The sequence below is a fragment of the Nocardioides marinus genome, from assembly GCF_013408145.1.
GTDB classification, from domain to species: domain Bacteria; phylum Actinomycetota; class Actinomycetes; order Propionibacteriales; family Nocardioidaceae; genus Nocardioides; species Nocardioides marinus.
This window is the reverse complement of sequence record NZ_JACBZI010000001.1, coordinates 2,968,290-2,982,072: the sequence shown is the minus strand read 5'-3', so window position 1 is coordinate 2,982,072 and position 13,783 is coordinate 2,968,290. Positions and strand designations below refer to the sequence as shown.

Annotated in this window: 18 protein-coding genes; 14 read left to right on the top strand and 4 right to left on the bottom strand. The window is 72.0% G+C overall.

Annotation, left to right across the window (positions count from 1 at the left end):
- The first annotated feature begins 13 nt into the window (after positions 1 to 13).
- From map to BKA05_RS14065, 11 genes are all read left to right on the top strand, one after another.
- Positions 14 to 838, top strand: coding sequence for a type I methionyl aminopeptidase (gene map / locus BKA05_RS14115; protein WP_179531996.1), 825 nt, complete (start codon positions 14 to 16; stop codon positions 836 to 838).
- A gap of 221 nt (positions 839 to 1,059) precedes the next feature.
- Positions 1,060 to 2,055, top strand: a complete 996-nt coding sequence (locus BKA05_RS14110) for a TerC/Alx family metal homeostasis membrane protein (RefSeq protein ID WP_179531995.1) — start codon at positions 1,060 to 1,062, stop codon at positions 2,053 to 2,055.
- 59 nt (positions 2,056 to 2,114) lie between these two features.
- Positions 2,115 to 3,185, top strand: a complete 1,071-nt coding sequence (locus BKA05_RS14105; protein ID WP_179531994.1) for an LLM class flavin-dependent oxidoreductase — start codon at positions 2,115 to 2,117, stop codon at positions 3,183 to 3,185.
- Positions 3,186 to 3,421: 236 nt separating this feature from the next.
- Positions 3,422 to 3,643: a translation initiation factor IF-1 gene (infA, locus tag BKA05_RS14100; protein WP_011757309.1), complete on the top strand. Its 222-nt coding sequence runs from the start codon at positions 3,422 to 3,424 to the stop codon at positions 3,641 to 3,643.
- Between the two features lie 23 nt (positions 3,644 to 3,666).
- Positions 3,667 to 3,780 (top strand): 50S ribosomal protein L36, encoded by a 114-nt coding sequence (gene rpmJ / locus BKA05_RS14095; RefSeq protein ID WP_179531993.1) that lies wholly within the window; start codon positions 3,667 to 3,669, stop codon positions 3,778 to 3,780.
- Between the two features lie 177 nt (positions 3,781 to 3,957).
- Positions 3,958 to 4,332 carry a 30S ribosomal protein S13 gene (gene rpsM / locus BKA05_RS14090; protein ID WP_179531992.1) on the top strand — a complete coding sequence of 125 codons (375 nt, stop codon included), beginning with the start codon at positions 3,958 to 3,960 and terminating at the stop codon, positions 4,330 to 4,332.
- Between the two features lie 68 nt (positions 4,333 to 4,400).
- On the top strand, positions 4,401 to 4,808 hold the full coding sequence (gene rpsK / locus BKA05_RS14085; protein ID WP_179531991.1) for a 30S ribosomal protein S11: 408 nt from the start codon (positions 4,401 to 4,403) through the stop codon (positions 4,806 to 4,808).
- A 33-nt stretch (positions 4,809 to 4,841) separates the two neighbouring features.
- Complete coding sequence (gene rpsD / locus BKA05_RS14080; RefSeq protein ID WP_179531990.1) at positions 4,842 to 5,450, top strand: 30S ribosomal protein S4; 609 nt, start codon at positions 4,842 to 4,844, stop codon at positions 5,448 to 5,450.
- Positions 5,451 to 5,575: 125 nt separating this feature from the next.
- Positions 5,576 to 6,592 (top strand): DNA-directed RNA polymerase subunit alpha, encoded by a 1,017-nt coding sequence (locus tag BKA05_RS14075; protein WP_179531989.1) that lies wholly within the window; start codon positions 5,576 to 5,578, stop codon positions 6,590 to 6,592.
- Between the two features lie 110 nt (positions 6,593 to 6,702).
- A complete protein-coding gene (gene rplQ, locus BKA05_RS14070) occupies positions 6,703 to 7,260 on the top strand; it encodes a 50S ribosomal protein L17 (protein WP_179531988.1) in 558 nt (185 codons plus the stop codon).
- Positions 7,261 to 7,510: 250 nt separating this feature from the next.
- Positions 7,511 to 7,975 carry a hypothetical protein gene (locus BKA05_RS14065; RefSeq protein WP_179531987.1) on the top strand — a complete coding sequence of 155 codons (465 nt, stop codon included), beginning with the start codon at positions 7,511 to 7,513 and terminating at the stop codon, positions 7,973 to 7,975.
- A 70-nt stretch (positions 7,976 to 8,045) separates the two neighbouring features.
- Here BKA05_RS14065 and BKA05_RS14060 read toward each other — a convergent pair whose 3' ends face one another.
- Positions 8,046 to 8,411: a GntR family transcriptional regulator gene (locus tag BKA05_RS14060; RefSeq protein ID WP_179531986.1), complete on the bottom strand. Its 366-nt coding sequence runs from the start codon at positions 8,409 to 8,411 to the stop codon at positions 8,046 to 8,048.
- Between the two features lie 34 nt (positions 8,412 to 8,445).
- Here BKA05_RS14060 and BKA05_RS14055 point away from each other — a divergent pair, with 34 nt between their 5' ends.
- From BKA05_RS14055 to BKA05_RS14045, 3 genes are all read left to right on the top strand, one after another.
- Positions 8,446 to 9,342, top strand: coding sequence for a carbohydrate kinase family protein (locus BKA05_RS14055; protein WP_179531985.1), 897 nt, complete (start codon positions 8,446 to 8,448; stop codon positions 9,340 to 9,342).
- 62 nt (positions 9,343 to 9,404) lie between these two features.
- Complete coding sequence (gene truA, locus BKA05_RS14050) at positions 9,405 to 10,283, top strand: tRNA pseudouridine(38-40) synthase TruA (protein ID WP_179531984.1); 879 nt, start codon at positions 9,405 to 9,407, stop codon at positions 10,281 to 10,283.
- Complete coding sequence (locus BKA05_RS14045; RefSeq protein WP_179531983.1) at positions 10,280 to 10,882, top strand: class I SAM-dependent methyltransferase; 603 nt, start codon at positions 10,280 to 10,282, stop codon at positions 10,880 to 10,882. The genes truA and BKA05_RS14045 overlap by 4 nt, the downstream gene beginning before the upstream one ends.
- Before the next feature lie 27 nt (positions 10,883 to 10,909).
- On the opposite strand, the gene BKA05_RS14040 is transcribed toward BKA05_RS14045, so the two are convergent.
- The 3 genes from BKA05_RS14040 to BKA05_RS14030 are packed head-to-tail and all read right to left on the bottom strand — an operon-like array spanning position 10,910 to position 13,778.
- A complete protein-coding gene (locus BKA05_RS14040) occupies positions 10,910 to 11,602 on the bottom strand; it encodes a maleylpyruvate isomerase family mycothiol-dependent enzyme (RefSeq protein ID WP_179531982.1) in 693 nt (230 codons plus the stop codon).
- A gap of 53 nt (positions 11,603 to 11,655) precedes the next feature.
- The gene (locus tag BKA05_RS14035) at positions 11,656 to 12,615 is read right to left on the bottom strand and encodes an alpha/beta hydrolase (protein WP_179531981.1); all 960 of its coding nucleotides are present in this window, start codon (positions 12,613 to 12,615) and stop codon (positions 11,656 to 11,658) included.
- Between the two features lie 17 nt (positions 12,616 to 12,632).
- Positions 12,633 to 13,778, bottom strand: coding sequence for an acyl-CoA dehydrogenase family protein (locus BKA05_RS14030; protein ID WP_179531980.1), 1,146 nt, complete (start codon positions 13,776 to 13,778; stop codon positions 12,633 to 12,635).
- Positions 13,779 to 13,783 lie beyond the last annotated feature (5 nt).

Genomic DNA, 13,783 nt, shown 5'->3' with positions numbered 1-13,783 from the left:
CGCCCCCTCCACGATGGGACTCCTCGACCGCGGCCTGGAGATCAAGGACCGCGACCAGATCAGGCTGATGCGCCGCGCCGGCCTGGTCGTCGGGGAGACCCTGGAGCTGCTGCGCTCCTCGGTGCGCGCCGGCATCACGACCGGGGAGCTCGACGCCATCGCCGAGGACCACATCCGCTCCTCGGGCGCCGTGCCCTCCTTCAAGGGCTACCACGGGTTCCCGGGGTCGATCTGCGCGTCGGTCAACGACGAGGTGGTCCACGGCATCCCCGGTGAGCGCACCCTCGCCGACGGCGACGTGATCTCGATCGACTGCGGTGCGATCGTGGAGGGCTGGCACGGAGACGCCGCCACCACGGTGGCCGTGGGCCAGGTGCCGGACGAGGTCACCGACCTCTCCGAGGTGACCCGCCAGGCGATGTGGCGCGGCATCGCCGCCGCCCGGCTCGGGGGTCGGGTCACCGACATCTCGCACGCCGTCGAGACCCACGTCCGCGCCAGCGGCTCCTACGGCATCCTCGAGGACTACGTCGGCCACGGCATCGGCTCGGCGATGCACCAGCCGCCCAACGTGCCCAACTACGGCCGACCCGGCCGGGGGCCCCGCCTGGTCGAGGGACTGGCCCTGGCGGTGGAGCCGATGATCACCCTCGGCGGCAAAGACACCGACGTGCTGGAGGACGACTGGACGGTCGTCACCAGCGACGGGTCCTGGGCCGCGCACCACGAGCACACCTTCACCCTGACCCCGCAGGGGGCCTGGGTGCTGACCGCCCTCGACGGCGGTGAGGCCGAGCTGACCGCGCTCGGCGTGCCCTTCGGGCCCCTGGCCGACTGAACACCCCGCGGCTCGGGCTGCGTCGGGGCGTCCCGCCGCAGAGCGTCGATGCCGAGCGGGTGAGGGCCGCGTGCCACACTTGCTCCCGGAGGGGAGTATTCCCGTCACGGTGGTGTCGTCACCACGGTCGGCTCGGTCCGGCCCGGTGCCACCGGCTCGCGTCGCGGGCGGAAGAGACCTCCGGCCCCTCGCCGTACCCTCCACCCCCTCAGGAGAAATCTGTGGACGTCTCTGCCCTCGAGTGGAGCATCACCGTCGGTGTCACCGTCGCCGTGCTGCTCTTCGACGTGCTCATCGTCGCCCGCCGCCCCCACGAGCCCACGATGCGTGAGTGCTCGGCCTACCTCGCGGTGTACGTCGGGGCCGCCATCGCCTTCGGGGCCTGGACCTGGGGCTTCCACGGCCAGGACTACGGCATCGAGTTCTACACCGGGTGGCTGGTGGAGTACTCGCTCTCGGTGGACAACCTGTTCGTCTTCATCGTGCTGATGGCGGCGCTCAACGTGCCGCGGAAGTACCAGCAGGAGGCCCTCATGGTGGGCATCATCCTGGCGCTGGTGTTCCGGGCGATCTTCATCGCCGTCGGCTACACCCTGGTCGAGAACTTCTCCTGGGTCTTCTACGTCTTCGGTGCCTTCCTGGTCTACACGGCCGTCAACCTCGTGCGCTCCTACCGCAACCACGAGGAGGAGCACCCCGAGGACAACCGGCTGGTGCGCTTCGCGCAGAGCCACCTGAACGTGGGTCAGGAGTACCGCGGGCTGACGCTGTGGTGGAAGGAGAACGGCGTGCGCGTCGTCTCCCCGATGCTGATCGTCATCGTGGCGCTCGGTGCGACCGACATCATGTTCGCCCTCGACTCCATCCCGGCGATCTTCGGCATCACCCAGGAGCCCTACCTGGTCTTCACCGCGAACGTCTTCGCGCTGATGGGGCTGCGCCAGCTCTACTTCCTGCTCGGCGGCCTGCTCAAGCGGCTGGTCTACCTGTCGCTCGGACTGGCCTTCATCCTGGCCTGGATCGGCGGCAAGCTGATCATCCACGCGATGTACAAGGGCGGCGTGATCGACTGGGAGGTCCCGACGCTGCTCAGCCTCGCCGTCATCCTCGTCACCCTCGCGGTGACCGCGGTGGCCAGCCTGGTGAAGTCCTCCAAGGACGACGTCGAGGTCGTCGCGACGGACTCGGTGCCTCCGGCCCCGGCGCCCAAGGACTGATCCTCGGGCCCGGCGCCCCGAGCCGGAACACACGGGCGGGCGGCGGCGTTCACCACTCGATGAGTGCCGCTGCCCCTGCCCTGTCCGTGCTCGACCTGGTGCCCGTGCGCACCGACCAGACCACCGCCGACGCCCTGGCCGCCAGCCTGTCGCTGGCGCGGGTCGCCGACCACCTCGGCTACCGCCGCTACTGGGTGGCCGAGCACCACAACATGCCGGCCGTGGCGGCGACCAACCCGCCGGTGCTGATGGGTCTGATCGCCTCGGTGACCTCCCGCATCCGGGTCGGCTCGGGTGGGGTGATGCTGCCCAACCACGCGCCGTTGGTCGTCGCCGAGCAGGTGGCGCTGCTCGAGGCCGCCTTCCCCGGGCGGGTCGACCTCGGCATCGGTCGTGCTCCCGGCACCGACCCGATCACCTCCTACGCGCTGCGCCACGGCGGGGGAGGGGTCTCCGACGACGCGGTGGCCCACTTCCCGCAGTACGTCGACGACGTGCTGGCCATGATGTCGCCGGCCGGGGTCTCGGTGTCGGTCGCGGGCCGCACGCAGCCGCTGCGCGCCACCCCCGGCGCGGCCGGCAGCGCGCAGGCCTGGCTGCTCGGGTCGTCGGACTACTCCGCCCGGCTCGCGGCGGCCAAGGGGCTGCCCTACGTCTTCGCCCACCACTTCTCCGGCCAGGGCACCGCGGAGGCGCTGGAGACCTACCGGCGCGAGTTCCGGCCCTCCGAGCACCTCGAGGCGCCGCGGACCTTCCTCACCGTCAACGCCGTGGTGGCCGGGACCGAGGCCGAGGCCCGGCGCCTGGCGCTGCCGAACCAGCTGATGATGCTGGCGCTGCGCACCGGCCAGCCGCTGGGGCCCCAGCTCATGGTCGAGGAGGCCGAGGCCGTCGAGCTGCCGGCCCAGCACCGTGAGCTGGTCGAGAAGATGGCCGGCCGCTGGGTCGTCGGCGACCCCGGGCAGGCGGCCGGGGCCCTGTCGCGGCTGGCGGCGTCGTACGACGTGGACGAGGTGATGCTGCACCCGGTGGCCGGCGCCTACGCCGGCACCGACCCGCGCAGCGCCCCGACCCGGGAGGCCACGGTGCGCCTGGCGGCCGATTGGGTTTTCGCGGCGTCATCGGACTAGACTCGCCTGTCGGCCCAACGTGGGTCTGTCTCGTGGTGCCTCGCGGCTGCCCGAGCCACCTGGTGGAGCTCCCTCGCGGAGCATCGCCACGTGCGCGGGTGAGGCTCCCGGACGACTGCACGAGGTCCACCCCGCACCGGTCGCGATCGGTCGGGGAGGTTCCCGGGCCACCCGCACGACACCCGTCGAGCGGTGCTGTCAAAAGGTAGACCGACCAAACACGGATTGTGGAGGACATGCCGAAGAAAGAAGGCGTGATCGAGATCGAGGGCACCGTCGTGGAGGCCCTGCCGAATGCCATGTTCCGCGTCGAGCTGAGCAACGGGCACAAGGTTCTCGCCCACATCAGCGGCAAGATGCGTCAGCACTACATCCGGATCCTCCCCGAGGACCGCGTGGTGGTGGAGCTCTCGCCGTACGACCTCACCCGGGGTCGGATCGTCTACCGGTACAAGTAAGCCGATACCGGAAAGGGCCTCACATGAAGGTCAAGCCCAGCGTCAAGAAGATCTGCGACAAGTGCCAGGTGATCCGTCGCCACGGCCGCGTCATGGTGATCTGCGACAACCCGCGTCACAAGCAGCGCCAGGGCTGAGCCCAGCTCACCTGCGCGACGCGCCACAACTGAACACCGAAATCAACGTGATCGCTTAGCCACTGCCCGAGCACCTCGGGCGCGGCGAACCACCTCCGGAGCAGACGGCCGGAGCCGGCGTGAGACACCGGACGCGACACGACCGACACCCCTGCGAACCACTGAAAGGCCATCGACATGGCACGCCTCGTCGGTGTCGACCTCCCGCGCGACAAGCGCATCGAGATCGCACTCACCTACATCTACGGCATCGGCCGTACCACCGCCCAGAAGCTGCTCGCCGAGACCGGCGTGAGCCCCGACCTGCGGGTTCACGAGCTCGGCGACGAGGAGCTGGTCAAGCTCCGCGACGCGATCGAGGCCTCGTACAAGATCGAGGGTGACCTCCGCCGTGAGGTCCAGGCCGACATCCGTCGCAAGATCGAGATCGGCAGCTACCAGGGTCGCCGCCACCGCATGGGTCTGCCCGTGCGTGGCCAGCGGACCAAGACCAACGCGCGTACCCGCAAGGGCCCCAAGCGCACGGTTGCCGGCAAGAAGAAGGCGAAGTGACGCTGCGCTGACGCGCGCGTCCTCGACTTCCACGAGCTTCCTAGACCAGAGACCTCAGGAGTAACTGCATGCCTCCCAAGAGCCGCAGCGCGGCCGGCGCCAAGAAGGTGCGCCGCAAGGAGAAGAAGAACGTCGCCCAGGGCGAAGCCCACATCAAGAGCACGTTCAACAACACCATCGTCACGATCACCGACCCGACCGGTGCGGTGATCTCGTGGGCGTCCGCCGGCACCGTCGGCTTCAAGGGCTCCCGCAAGTCCACCCCGTTCGCCGCGCAGATGGCCGCCGAGGCCGCTGGTCGCCGCGCGATGGAGCACGGCATGAAGAAGATCGACGTCTTCGTCAAGGGCCCCGGTTCGGGCCGCGAGACGGCGATCCGGTCCCTGGGTGCGATCGGCCTCGAGGTCGGCACCATCCAGGACGTCACGCCCACGCCCCACAACGGCTGCCGCCCGCCCAAGCGCCGCCGCGTCTGATCCACGCCTGAAGCGAACAGGAGAACTTGAGAGATGGCCCGTTACACCGGCCCCATGACCCGCAAGTCCCGCCGCCTCGGCGTGGACCTCGTCGGTGGGGACGCCGCGTTCGAGCGTCGTCCCTACGCGCCCGGCCAGCACGGCCGTGCCCGCGTGAAGGAGAGCGAGTACCGCTCGCAGCTGCAGGAGAAGCAGAAGGCCCGCTTCACCTACGGCGTGATGGAGAAGCAGTTCCACAACTACTACGTCGAGGCCTCGCGCCGCAGCGGCAAGACGGGTGACAACCTGCTCCAGCTGCTCGAGTGCCGCCTGGACAACGTGGTCTACCGCGCCGGGTTCGCCCGCACGCGTCGCCAGGCCCGCCAGCTCGTGGTCCACGGCCACTTCCTGGTCAACGGCAAGAAGGTCGACATCCCGTCCTACCAGGTCTCCGCCCACGACATCATCGACGTGCGCGAGAAGTCCCTGGAGATGACCCCGTTCATCGTGGCTCGCGAGACCCACGGCGAGCGCGTCGTCCCGGCCTGGCTGCAGGTCCTGCCGAACCGCATGCGCGTCCTCGTGCACTCGCTCCCGATCCGTGCCCAGATCGACATCCCGGTCCAGGAGCAGCTGATCGTGGAGTTCTACTCCAAGAAGTGACCCCGTCGGTGCCGCCCCGGTCCAGGCCGGGGCGGCACCGCCAGCACTGCCACCTGCTCCACCTTCCTTCCACCTCGCAGTTCGGGCCCGTCAAATAGCGGTCGAGCCCGGAAAGGAAAGAACAAGTGCTCATCGCACAGCGCCCCACCCTGTCGGAAGAGACCGTCGACGAGTACCGCTCGCGGTTCGTCATCGAGCCTCTGGAGCCCGGCTTCGGCTACACCCTCGGCAACTCGCTCCGCCGCACGCTGCTGTCCTCGATCCCCGGTGCCTCGGTCACGAGCATCAAGATCGACAACGTCCTGCACGAGTTCTCCACCGTGGAGGGTGTCAAGGAGGACGTCACCGAGGTCATCCTCAACCTCAAGGCCCTGGTCGTCTCCTCCGAGCACGACGAGCCCGTCACGATGTACCTGCGCAAGTCCGGTGCCGGTGACGTCACCGCCGCCGACATCGCGCCCCCGGCCGGCGTCGAGGTGCACAACCCCGACCTGAAGATCGCCACCCTGTCCGACAAGGGCAAGCTGGAGATGGAGCTCGTCGTCGAGCGCGGCCGTGGCTACGTCTCGGCGGTCCAGAACAAGGGTGCCGACAACGAGATCGGCCGGATGCCAGTCGACTCGATCTACAGCCCCGTGCTGAAGGTGACCTACAAGGTCGAGGCCACCCGAGTCGAGCAGCGCACCGACTTCGACAAGCTGGTCATCGACGTCGAGACCAAGCCCTCGATCCGTCCCCGCGACGCGCTGGCCTCGGCCGGCAAGACCCTGGTCGAGCTCTTCGGCCTGGCCCGTGAGCTCAACGTCGAGGCCGAGGGCATCGACATCGGCCCCTCGCCGGTCGACGAGCAGCTGGCCGCCGACCTCGCCCTCCCGGTCGAGGACCTGCAGCTGACCGTCCGGTCCTACAACTGCCTCAAGCGCGAGGGCATCCACACCGTGGGTGAGCTCATCGGTCGCTCGGAGCAGGACCTCCTCGACATCCGCAACTTCGGTGCGAAGTCGATCGACGAGGTCAAGGCCAAGCTGGTCGAGATGGGTCTGTCCCTCAAGGACAGCGCCCCCGGCTTCGACCCGCACGCCGCGCTCGCCGCCTACGGCGACGACGACGATGACGCCTTCGTCGAGGACGAGCAGTACTGAGCACCACCTGATCGATCCGCCGGGGCCGCGACCGCGGCCCCGGCCAAATCGACCGGCACCCGCCGGTCGTCTACCCCGGTACCTGACACGGCCGGAGAGAAGAGAGAGACATGCCCAAGCCCACCAAGGGTCCCCGCCTCGGCGGCAGCCCCGCCCACCAGCGCCTGATCCTGTCGAACCTGGCCACCGCCCTGTTCGAGAACGGCCGGATCACCACCACCGAGTCGCGCGCCCGTGCGCTGCGTCCGCTGGCGGAGAAGCTGATCACCAAGGCCAAGAAGGGCGACCTGCACAACCGTCGCGAGGTCCTCAAGACCATCCGTGACAAGGGTGTCGTGCACGTCCTGTTCACCGAGATCGCTCCGACCTTCTCCGAGCGCCCCGGCGGCTACACCCGCATCACCAAGATCGGCCCCCGCAAGGGTGACAACGCCCCCATGGCCGTCATCGAGCTGGTGACCGAGGCCTACTCCCCGAAGGCGCCCAAGGCTGCCCCGGCCGCCCCCGCCGCCCCGGTGGAGGAGGCCGTGGCCGAGGAGACCACCGAGGAGACCCCGGTCGAGGAGACCGGGGCCCCCGAGGCTGCTGCCGAGGAGACCGAGGCCCCCGAGGCCGAGGCGACCGAGGAGCCGGCCGAGGAGTCCGCTGAGGAGTCCGACAAGGCCTGAGCCACGTCGCGTCGTACGAGCGCCCCATCCGCACGTCGGGTGGGGCGTTCGTCGTCTCCGGGCGGCCTGGGCGGGTCGAGCCGGCGTATCAATACGCCGGTTCGGCGGGTGTGGGGGGTCGAGCCGGCGTATCAATACGCCGGTTCGGCGTGTTGGGACGGGGTGGAACGGGTGGCATGTGGCGGGGGTCGCACGGGGGGTGTGGGCGGCGTCTCGCCTCACCTTCTGGGTGCACGAGCGTTGACTGAGCATGACCTACTCGCTGCGTTCCCTGCTCGTCGCCATCGCCGTCGCCGTGCTCCTGGGCACCTCGTCGGCCACCGCGGCCACTGCGTCCACGACCTCGCTGGACGGCACGATCCTGACCGCCATCGCCGGCTCGGAGAGCGCCGAGGTGCCGACCGCGTCGGCCAAGGCCTCCGACGGCACCCTCAAGCGCGGGTGCCGCGACTACCCGGTGCGCTACAAGGTCAAGCACGCGGGTGAGGACTGGCTGCTGGACCTCATCGTGCGTGACCGCTCGGGCGCCGACGTCGCCTCGGTCTCCGTGCACGGCGTGACGTCGCCCCGCAAGGGCCGGACCACCTTCTCGGTGTGCCGCAGCGCCGTGGAGGCCGGGAAGTTCACGGTCCGCGGGGTGCTGACGAACCGCGACGGCTACGACCAGACGGAGTACGCCGTCGGGAAGCACCGGTTCTGGCTCAAGCGCCGCTGATCGTCCCGCACCGCCGGGCAGTCGTGCCCCTGAGCGGGCGCCATGGCGCCCGCTCAGGGGCACGACCCGGTCAGTGGGTCGGTGACCAGACGTCGGCCAGCAGCCGCGTCGCCTCGTCCAGGCCCAGCCCGAGTCGACGGGCCTCGGCGGCGTACGTCGCTGCGGCGGCCGCGGCGCCGGGCGACGACGCCGCGCCGCTGCTGCGGACGAACGTGCCGCGCCGGCCCTCGGTGACGACGACCCCGTCGGCCTCGAGCTCCTTGTAGGCCCGCGCGACCGTGCCCGCGGAGAGCCCCAGCTCCGTGGCGAGGCCCCGCACCGTGGGGAGCTTCGTCCCTGCGGGGAGGTCGCCGCGCGCGACGCGGGAGGCCACCTGGCGGCGCAGCTGCTCGAAGGGCGGCTCGGTCGAGGACGGGTCGAGGGGCAGGACGCTCACCGCCCCAGGGTAGGCAACGTGCTAGACACCGGGCATGGAACCGGACGTGCTGGTGGTGGGTGAGGCGCTGGTCGACGTGGTGCACGCGGGCGACGGGTCGGTGAACGAGCGCGCCGGTGGCAGCGCGGCCAACGTCGCGGTCGCGCTGGCCCGGCTGGGACGGCCCGTGCGCTTCTCGACGGCCTTCGCCGAGGACGAGTACGGCGGCATGCTGGCCGACCACCTCTCCACGGCGGGGGTGTCCCTGGCGTCGGACCCCAACGTGGTGGCGAGGACGTCCTCGGCCGTGGCCACGATCGGCCCGGACGGCGCGGCGTCGTACGAGTTCGACGTGGACTGGCAGCTCGGGGAGGTCCCCGCGGAGCCCCGGCCGCTGGCCGTGCACGTGTGCTCGCTGGGAGCCGTGCTGTCGCCGGGGGCCGAGGACGTGCGGGCGCTGGTCGAGCGGCAGCGTGCCGCGGCGACCATCACCTACGACGTCAATGCCCGCCCGTCGATCACCGGCACCGGGCCGGAGGTCGTCGCCACCGTGGAGGCCCTGGTCTCGCTGGTCGACGTGGTCAAGGTCAGCGACGAGGACCTCGAGGTCCTCTGGCCCGACCTGACGGTGGACGAGGCGGCCGGGCGGCTCGCGGGTCTCGGGCCACGTGCCGTCGTGGTGACCCGGGGCGGTGACGGTGCGAGCTGGGTGGAGGCCGACCGTCGTGTCGACGTGGCCTCCCGCCCGGTGACGGTCGCCGACACCATCGGTGCGGGCGACACCTTCGCGGCCGCGCTGGTGGACGGGCTGTGGACCCACGGCCTGCTCGGGGGTCGGCTGCCCGTGCTCGCCGACGACGTCGTGACCGACCTGCTCACCCACGCGGCGCGTGCCGCAGCGGTGACGGTGTCGCGGCCCGGGGCCGACCCGCCGTACCGCACCGAGCTCTGAGACCGGAGACGCAGCCGAGGCTCGATGTGCCGGACGGGTCCGGCCTGCGCGAGGATGGGGCCGTGCGCCTGCGGATCGACCTCGCCTACGACGGTGGCGGCTTCCACGGGTGGGCCGCCCAGCCCGGCCTGCGCACCGTGCAGGGCGAGGTGGAGCAGGCCCTGGCCGTCGCGCTGCGACGCCGGGAGGCCGACGGGACGCTGCGGCGGGTGCCCGTCGTGTGCGCGGGTCGGACCGACACGGGCGTGCACGCACGCGGCCAGGTGCTGCACGTGGACACGACCCCCGAGGAGCTGGCGGCCTCGGCGGGGCGCTCGCCCGAGCCGCCGCTGGAGGCACTGGTGCGCCGACTCGGCGGCATCCTCCCCCCGGACGTGGTCGTCCGGGCGGTGAGCCGGGCGCCGGAGGGCTTCGACGCACGGTTCTCCGCGACCTGGCGCCGCTACGTCTACCGGGTGGCCGACCAGGCGGCGGCGGTCGACCCGCTCACCAGGTCCCACGTCCTGGCCTGGCGCCGACCGCTCTCGCTCGAGGCGTTGCAGGCGGCCTCCGCGCCGCTGGTCGGCCTCCACGACTTCGCGGCCTTCTGCAAGCAGCGCGAGGGGGCGACCACCGTCCGCACCCTGCTCGACCTCACTTGGGCACGGCGCACCGACGGGGTGCTGGAGGCCACCGTGCGGGCCGACGCGTTCTGCCACTCGATGGTCCGGGCGCTGGTGGGGTGCCTGCTGGCCGTCGGGGAGGGCCGCCGCGACGTGGGCTGGCCGGCCGAGGTGCTCGGGTCCACGAGCCGGTCGCCGGAGGTGACGGTCGCGCACGCGCACGGGCTGACCCTCGAGGAGGTCGGCTACCCCGCGGACGACGAGCTGGCCGAGCGCGCCGAGCAGACCCGGGCCCGCCGGCTGCCGTTGGCCGACACGGCGCAGGAGGGCCAGGCATGACCGACGACGAGCACTACTTCACCGCCGACCCCAGTGTCGCCTTCCGGCGGGAGCCGGTCAGGGCGTCCGTCTGGGGCGTCGACCTCACCCTCGACTCCGGGTCCGGGGTCTTCGCGCGGGGACGCGTCGACGTGGGCACCGCGGTGCTCTTCCGCGAGACCGAGGCGCCCACGCAGGGCCACGTCCTCGACCTCGGCTGCGGCTACGGGCTGATCGGCCTGGCGGCGGCCGTCGCCTCACCCGCCGTGCGGGTCACGGCCGTCGACGTCAACGAGCGGGCGCTGCTGCTGGCCCGCGAGAACGCCGCCGCCCTCGGGGTGGCCGAGCGCTACCGGGCGGTCCTGCCCGAGCAGGTCGAGCCGACGACGACGTACGACGAGATCTGGTCCAACCCGCCCATCCGGGTCGGCAAGCAGGCGCTGCACGACCTCCTCCTGACCTGGCTGCCTCGGCTGGCGCCGGGCGGCCGCGCGGTGATGGTGGTCGGGAAGAACCTCGGGGCCGACTCGCTGCAGCGCTGGCTGGGCGAGCAGGGCTGGCCGACGACCAGGTTGGCGTCGGCGAAGGGCTTCCGGATCCTGGAGACCCGGCGCGGCTGACCGTGCGCGAGCGACCTCTCGGGGTCGTCAGGGGGTGATGGCGTGCTGCAGCAGCGCCGCGGCCTCGGGGTCCTGGGTCTCGGAACGGTGCCAGAGCAGGAGCAGCAGCTCGCGGGCGGTGCCGCGCAGGTGGACGTGCGGCTCGCCGTCGCCGATCCGGACCGGACCGGCCCCGGGGGCCTCGGCGGGTACGTCGGTGGCCTCGAGCACCAGGGTGCCCGGCAGCGGCTCGGTGCGGGCCATCTTGACCTGGCGCAGGTAGAAGGTGTCCTGGACCTCGCGGACGCCGTCCCACGCCACGGCCGGGTCGGGCTGCCACTCCGCGTCCCGCCCGGCGGCGGAGAGCAGGTCGTAGGTGTGCATGGAGGCCTCGTGGGTCTGGCGGCGCGCCCACCAGCCCGCGGTGCCGACACCGCGGCCGAACGTCCAGGCGGGCGCCGTGGGGTCGGTGGTGGCGAGGGTCTCGACGAGGTCACCGGCGTGACCGGCGTACCACGCGGCGAGCTCGCTGAGGTCGGTCGGCGCGTCCTCCGGGCGACCCTCGGGGGTCCCCTCGACCACCGCGTGCCGCGCCCACTGGTGGACCCCGCCGAGGTGCTCGACGAGGTCGGCCACGCACCACTCCGGGCAGGCCGGCACCGACGCGGTGAGGTCCACCTCGTCGATCAGCCGGGCGACGCGGCCGGTGGCGGCGGTGAGCAGTGCGTTCCAGTCGTGCATCCCGCCATCCAACCAGCCACGACCCTGCTCCGCCGTGATCTGTCCCACCCGGGTCAGCGGTGCAGGAGGTCCCCGAAGAGCCGGCAGGTCTCCAGCACCGCCGCGTCGGCCGCGGGGGAGTGGCGCCCCATGTCGACGAACCCGTGGATCAGGCCCGGGAACTGCCGGTGCTCGACCCGGACGCCGGCGTCGGTGAGGGCTCGTGCGTAGCCGTCGCCGTCGTCGCGCAGCGGGTCGAACTGGGCCGTGACGACGACCGCGGGCGCCAGCCCGGCCAGGTCGCCGTGGCGGGGTGAGAGGCGTGGGTCGCTCGGGTCCACGCCGGCGGGACCGGCGTACTGGGCGCCGAACCAGAGCATCGTGTCGGCGTCGAGGAAGTAGCCCTCGGCGTTGTCGCGGAAGGAGTCGGTGTCGGCACCCATCTCGGTGACGGGGTAGATCAGCAGCTGGGCGGTGAGGTCGTGCCCGCGGTCGCGCAGGTGCTGGGCGGTGACGGCGGCGAGGTTGCCGCCGGCGGAGTCGCCGGCCACGGCGGTGCGGTGGTCACCGCCGAGGTCGCCGGTGTGCTCCACGAGCCACTCGGCGGCCGCCAGCGTGTCCTCGACCGCGGCCGGGAACGGATGCTCGGGAGCCAGGCGGTAGTCGAGGGAGACGACGACCGCGCGGCTGTGCTCGGCGATGGTGCGGCAGGTCAGGTCGTGGGTGTCGAGGTCGCCGATGACGAAGCCGCCGCCGTGCAGGAAGAGCACGGTGGGCAGCGGGCCCTCGGCGTGCGGCCGGTAGACCCGGGCGGGCCGGGGGCCGGCGCCACCGGGGACCTCGACGTCGCGGACCTCCGCCATCGGTGGCAGCAGCGAGTCGTCACGCAGGTCGACGGCGAGCGTGCGGAACCCCGCGCGCGCCTGCTCGGGCGTCTGCTGCGACATCGGCGGGGTGCCGGCCGCGGCCAGGAACGCCAGCAGCGCACCGGTGGCGGGGTCGAGGTCGGGGTGCGTCCCGGTCGTCTCGGTCATCGTGGTGGTCCCCGGCCTCAGCCGACGGCGAGCGGGTCGATGGCGCCGTGGTCGGCCACGGACCCGGCCAGGTCGACGAGGTGGTGGTCGCCGTCGCCCAGCAGGTGGTCGAGCGCGGTGAGCACGGCGGTGTAGGAGCCGACGGAGTACTCGGCGGTCATGCCGATGCCGCCGTGCAGCTGGATCGCCTCCTGACCGATGTGGCGCCCGGCCCGGCTGGCCTGGAGGCCGGCCCGGGCGGCGGCGTCGCGCACCCGGGCGACGTCCCCGGTCTGCAGCACCATGGTGGCCCAGGAGACCACGCTCGTGGCCAGCTCCAGGGAGACGTACATGTCGGCGGCCCGGAAGGTCAGCGCCTGGAAGGTGTTGAGGGTGACCCCGAACTGCTTGCGACTGGTGAGGTAGCCGCTGGTCGTGCGCAACGCGGTCTCCATCGCACCGACGGCGATGTTGGCCGCCATGATCCGGGCGATGTCCTGGACCGTCGCGATGCTGCCGGCCAGGTCGCGGCCCGGCTCGCCCAACGGGGTCGCCGGGGTCGCGTCGAAGGTGACCTGCGCGGCCCGCCCACCGTCGTACGTCGGGTAGTCGGTGCGCTCGATGGCGTCGGCGTCGACGAGGAACAGCCCCGTGCCGCCGTCGGGCAGGGCGGCGCTGACGACCAGCTGGTCGGCGCGCGCGCCCTGGACGACCGGCTCCTTGGTGCCGGTCAGCGACCAGGAGTCGCCGTCCTGGGCGGCGGTGACCGCCGACGCGGTGGGGGCCCACCGCGAGCCGGGCTCGTCGTGGGCGAAGGCCAGCAGCCGCTCGCCGCCGGCCAGGGCGCCGAGGACGTCCTGGCGCTGCTCGGGGGTGCCGCAGGCCTGCACGAGCCCGCCCGCCAGGACGACCGCCTGCAGGTAGGGCTCGGGCGCGATGACGCGACCGATCTCCTGGCACACGATCGCGATCTCGACCGGGCCGGCGCCGACACCGCCGTCCTCCTCCGAGAACGGCAGCCCCAGCAGGCCCATCTCGGCCATCTGCGACCAGACCTGCTCGCTGAAGCCGGGGTCGGCCTTGCAGGTCTGGCGGCGCTGCTCGAAGTCGGAGTAGGCCTTGCCCAGCAGCCCGCGGACCGCGTCGCGCAGGGCGTCCTGCTCGTCGTCGTAGGTGAAGTCCATGACTG

Coding starts and splice junctions, on each gene's coding strand:
- map (WP_179531996.1), top strand. CDS start 14: ATGGGACTCCTCGACCGCGGCCTGGAGATCAAGGACCGCGACCAGATC.
- BKA05_RS14105 (WP_179531994.1), top strand. CDS start 2,115: ATGAGTGCCGCTGCCCCTGCCCTGTCCGTGCTCGACCTGGTGCCCGTG.
- infA (WP_011757309.1), top strand. CDS start 3,422: ATGCCGAAGAAAGAAGGCGTGATCGAGATCGAGGGCACCGTCGTGGAG.
- rpmJ (WP_179531993.1), top strand. CDS start 3,667: ATGAAGGTCAAGCCCAGCGTCAAGAAGATCTGCGACAAGTGCCAGGTG.
- rpsM (WP_179531992.1), top strand. CDS start 3,958: ATGGCACGCCTCGTCGGTGTCGACCTCCCGCGCGACAAGCGCATCGAG.
- rpsK (WP_179531991.1), top strand. CDS start 4,401: ATGCCTCCCAAGAGCCGCAGCGCGGCCGGCGCCAAGAAGGTGCGCCGC.
- rpsD (WP_179531990.1), top strand. CDS start 4,842: ATGGCCCGTTACACCGGCCCCATGACCCGCAAGTCCCGCCGCCTCGGC.
- rplQ (WP_179531988.1), top strand. CDS start 6,703: ATGCCCAAGCCCACCAAGGGTCCCCGCCTCGGCGGCAGCCCCGCCCAC.
- BKA05_RS14065 (WP_179531987.1), top strand. CDS start 7,511: ATGACCTACTCGCTGCGTTCCCTGCTCGTCGCCATCGCCGTCGCCGTG.
- BKA05_RS14055 (WP_179531985.1), top strand. CDS start 8,446: ATGGAACCGGACGTGCTGGTGGTGGGTGAGGCGCTGGTCGACGTGGTG.
- BKA05_RS14045 (WP_179531983.1), top strand. CDS start 10,280: ATGACCGACGACGAGCACTACTTCACCGCCGACCCCAGTGTCGCCTTC.
- BKA05_RS14040 (WP_179531982.1), bottom strand. CDS start 11,602: ATGCACGACTGGAACGCACTGCTCACCGCCGCCACCGGCCGCGTCGCC.
- BKA05_RS14035 (WP_179531981.1), bottom strand. CDS start 12,615: ATGACCGAGACGACCGGGACGCACCCCGACCTCGACCCCGCCACCGGT.
- BKA05_RS14030 (WP_179531980.1), bottom strand. CDS start 13,778: ATGGACTTCACCTACGACGACGAGCAGGACGCCCTGCGCGACGCGGTC.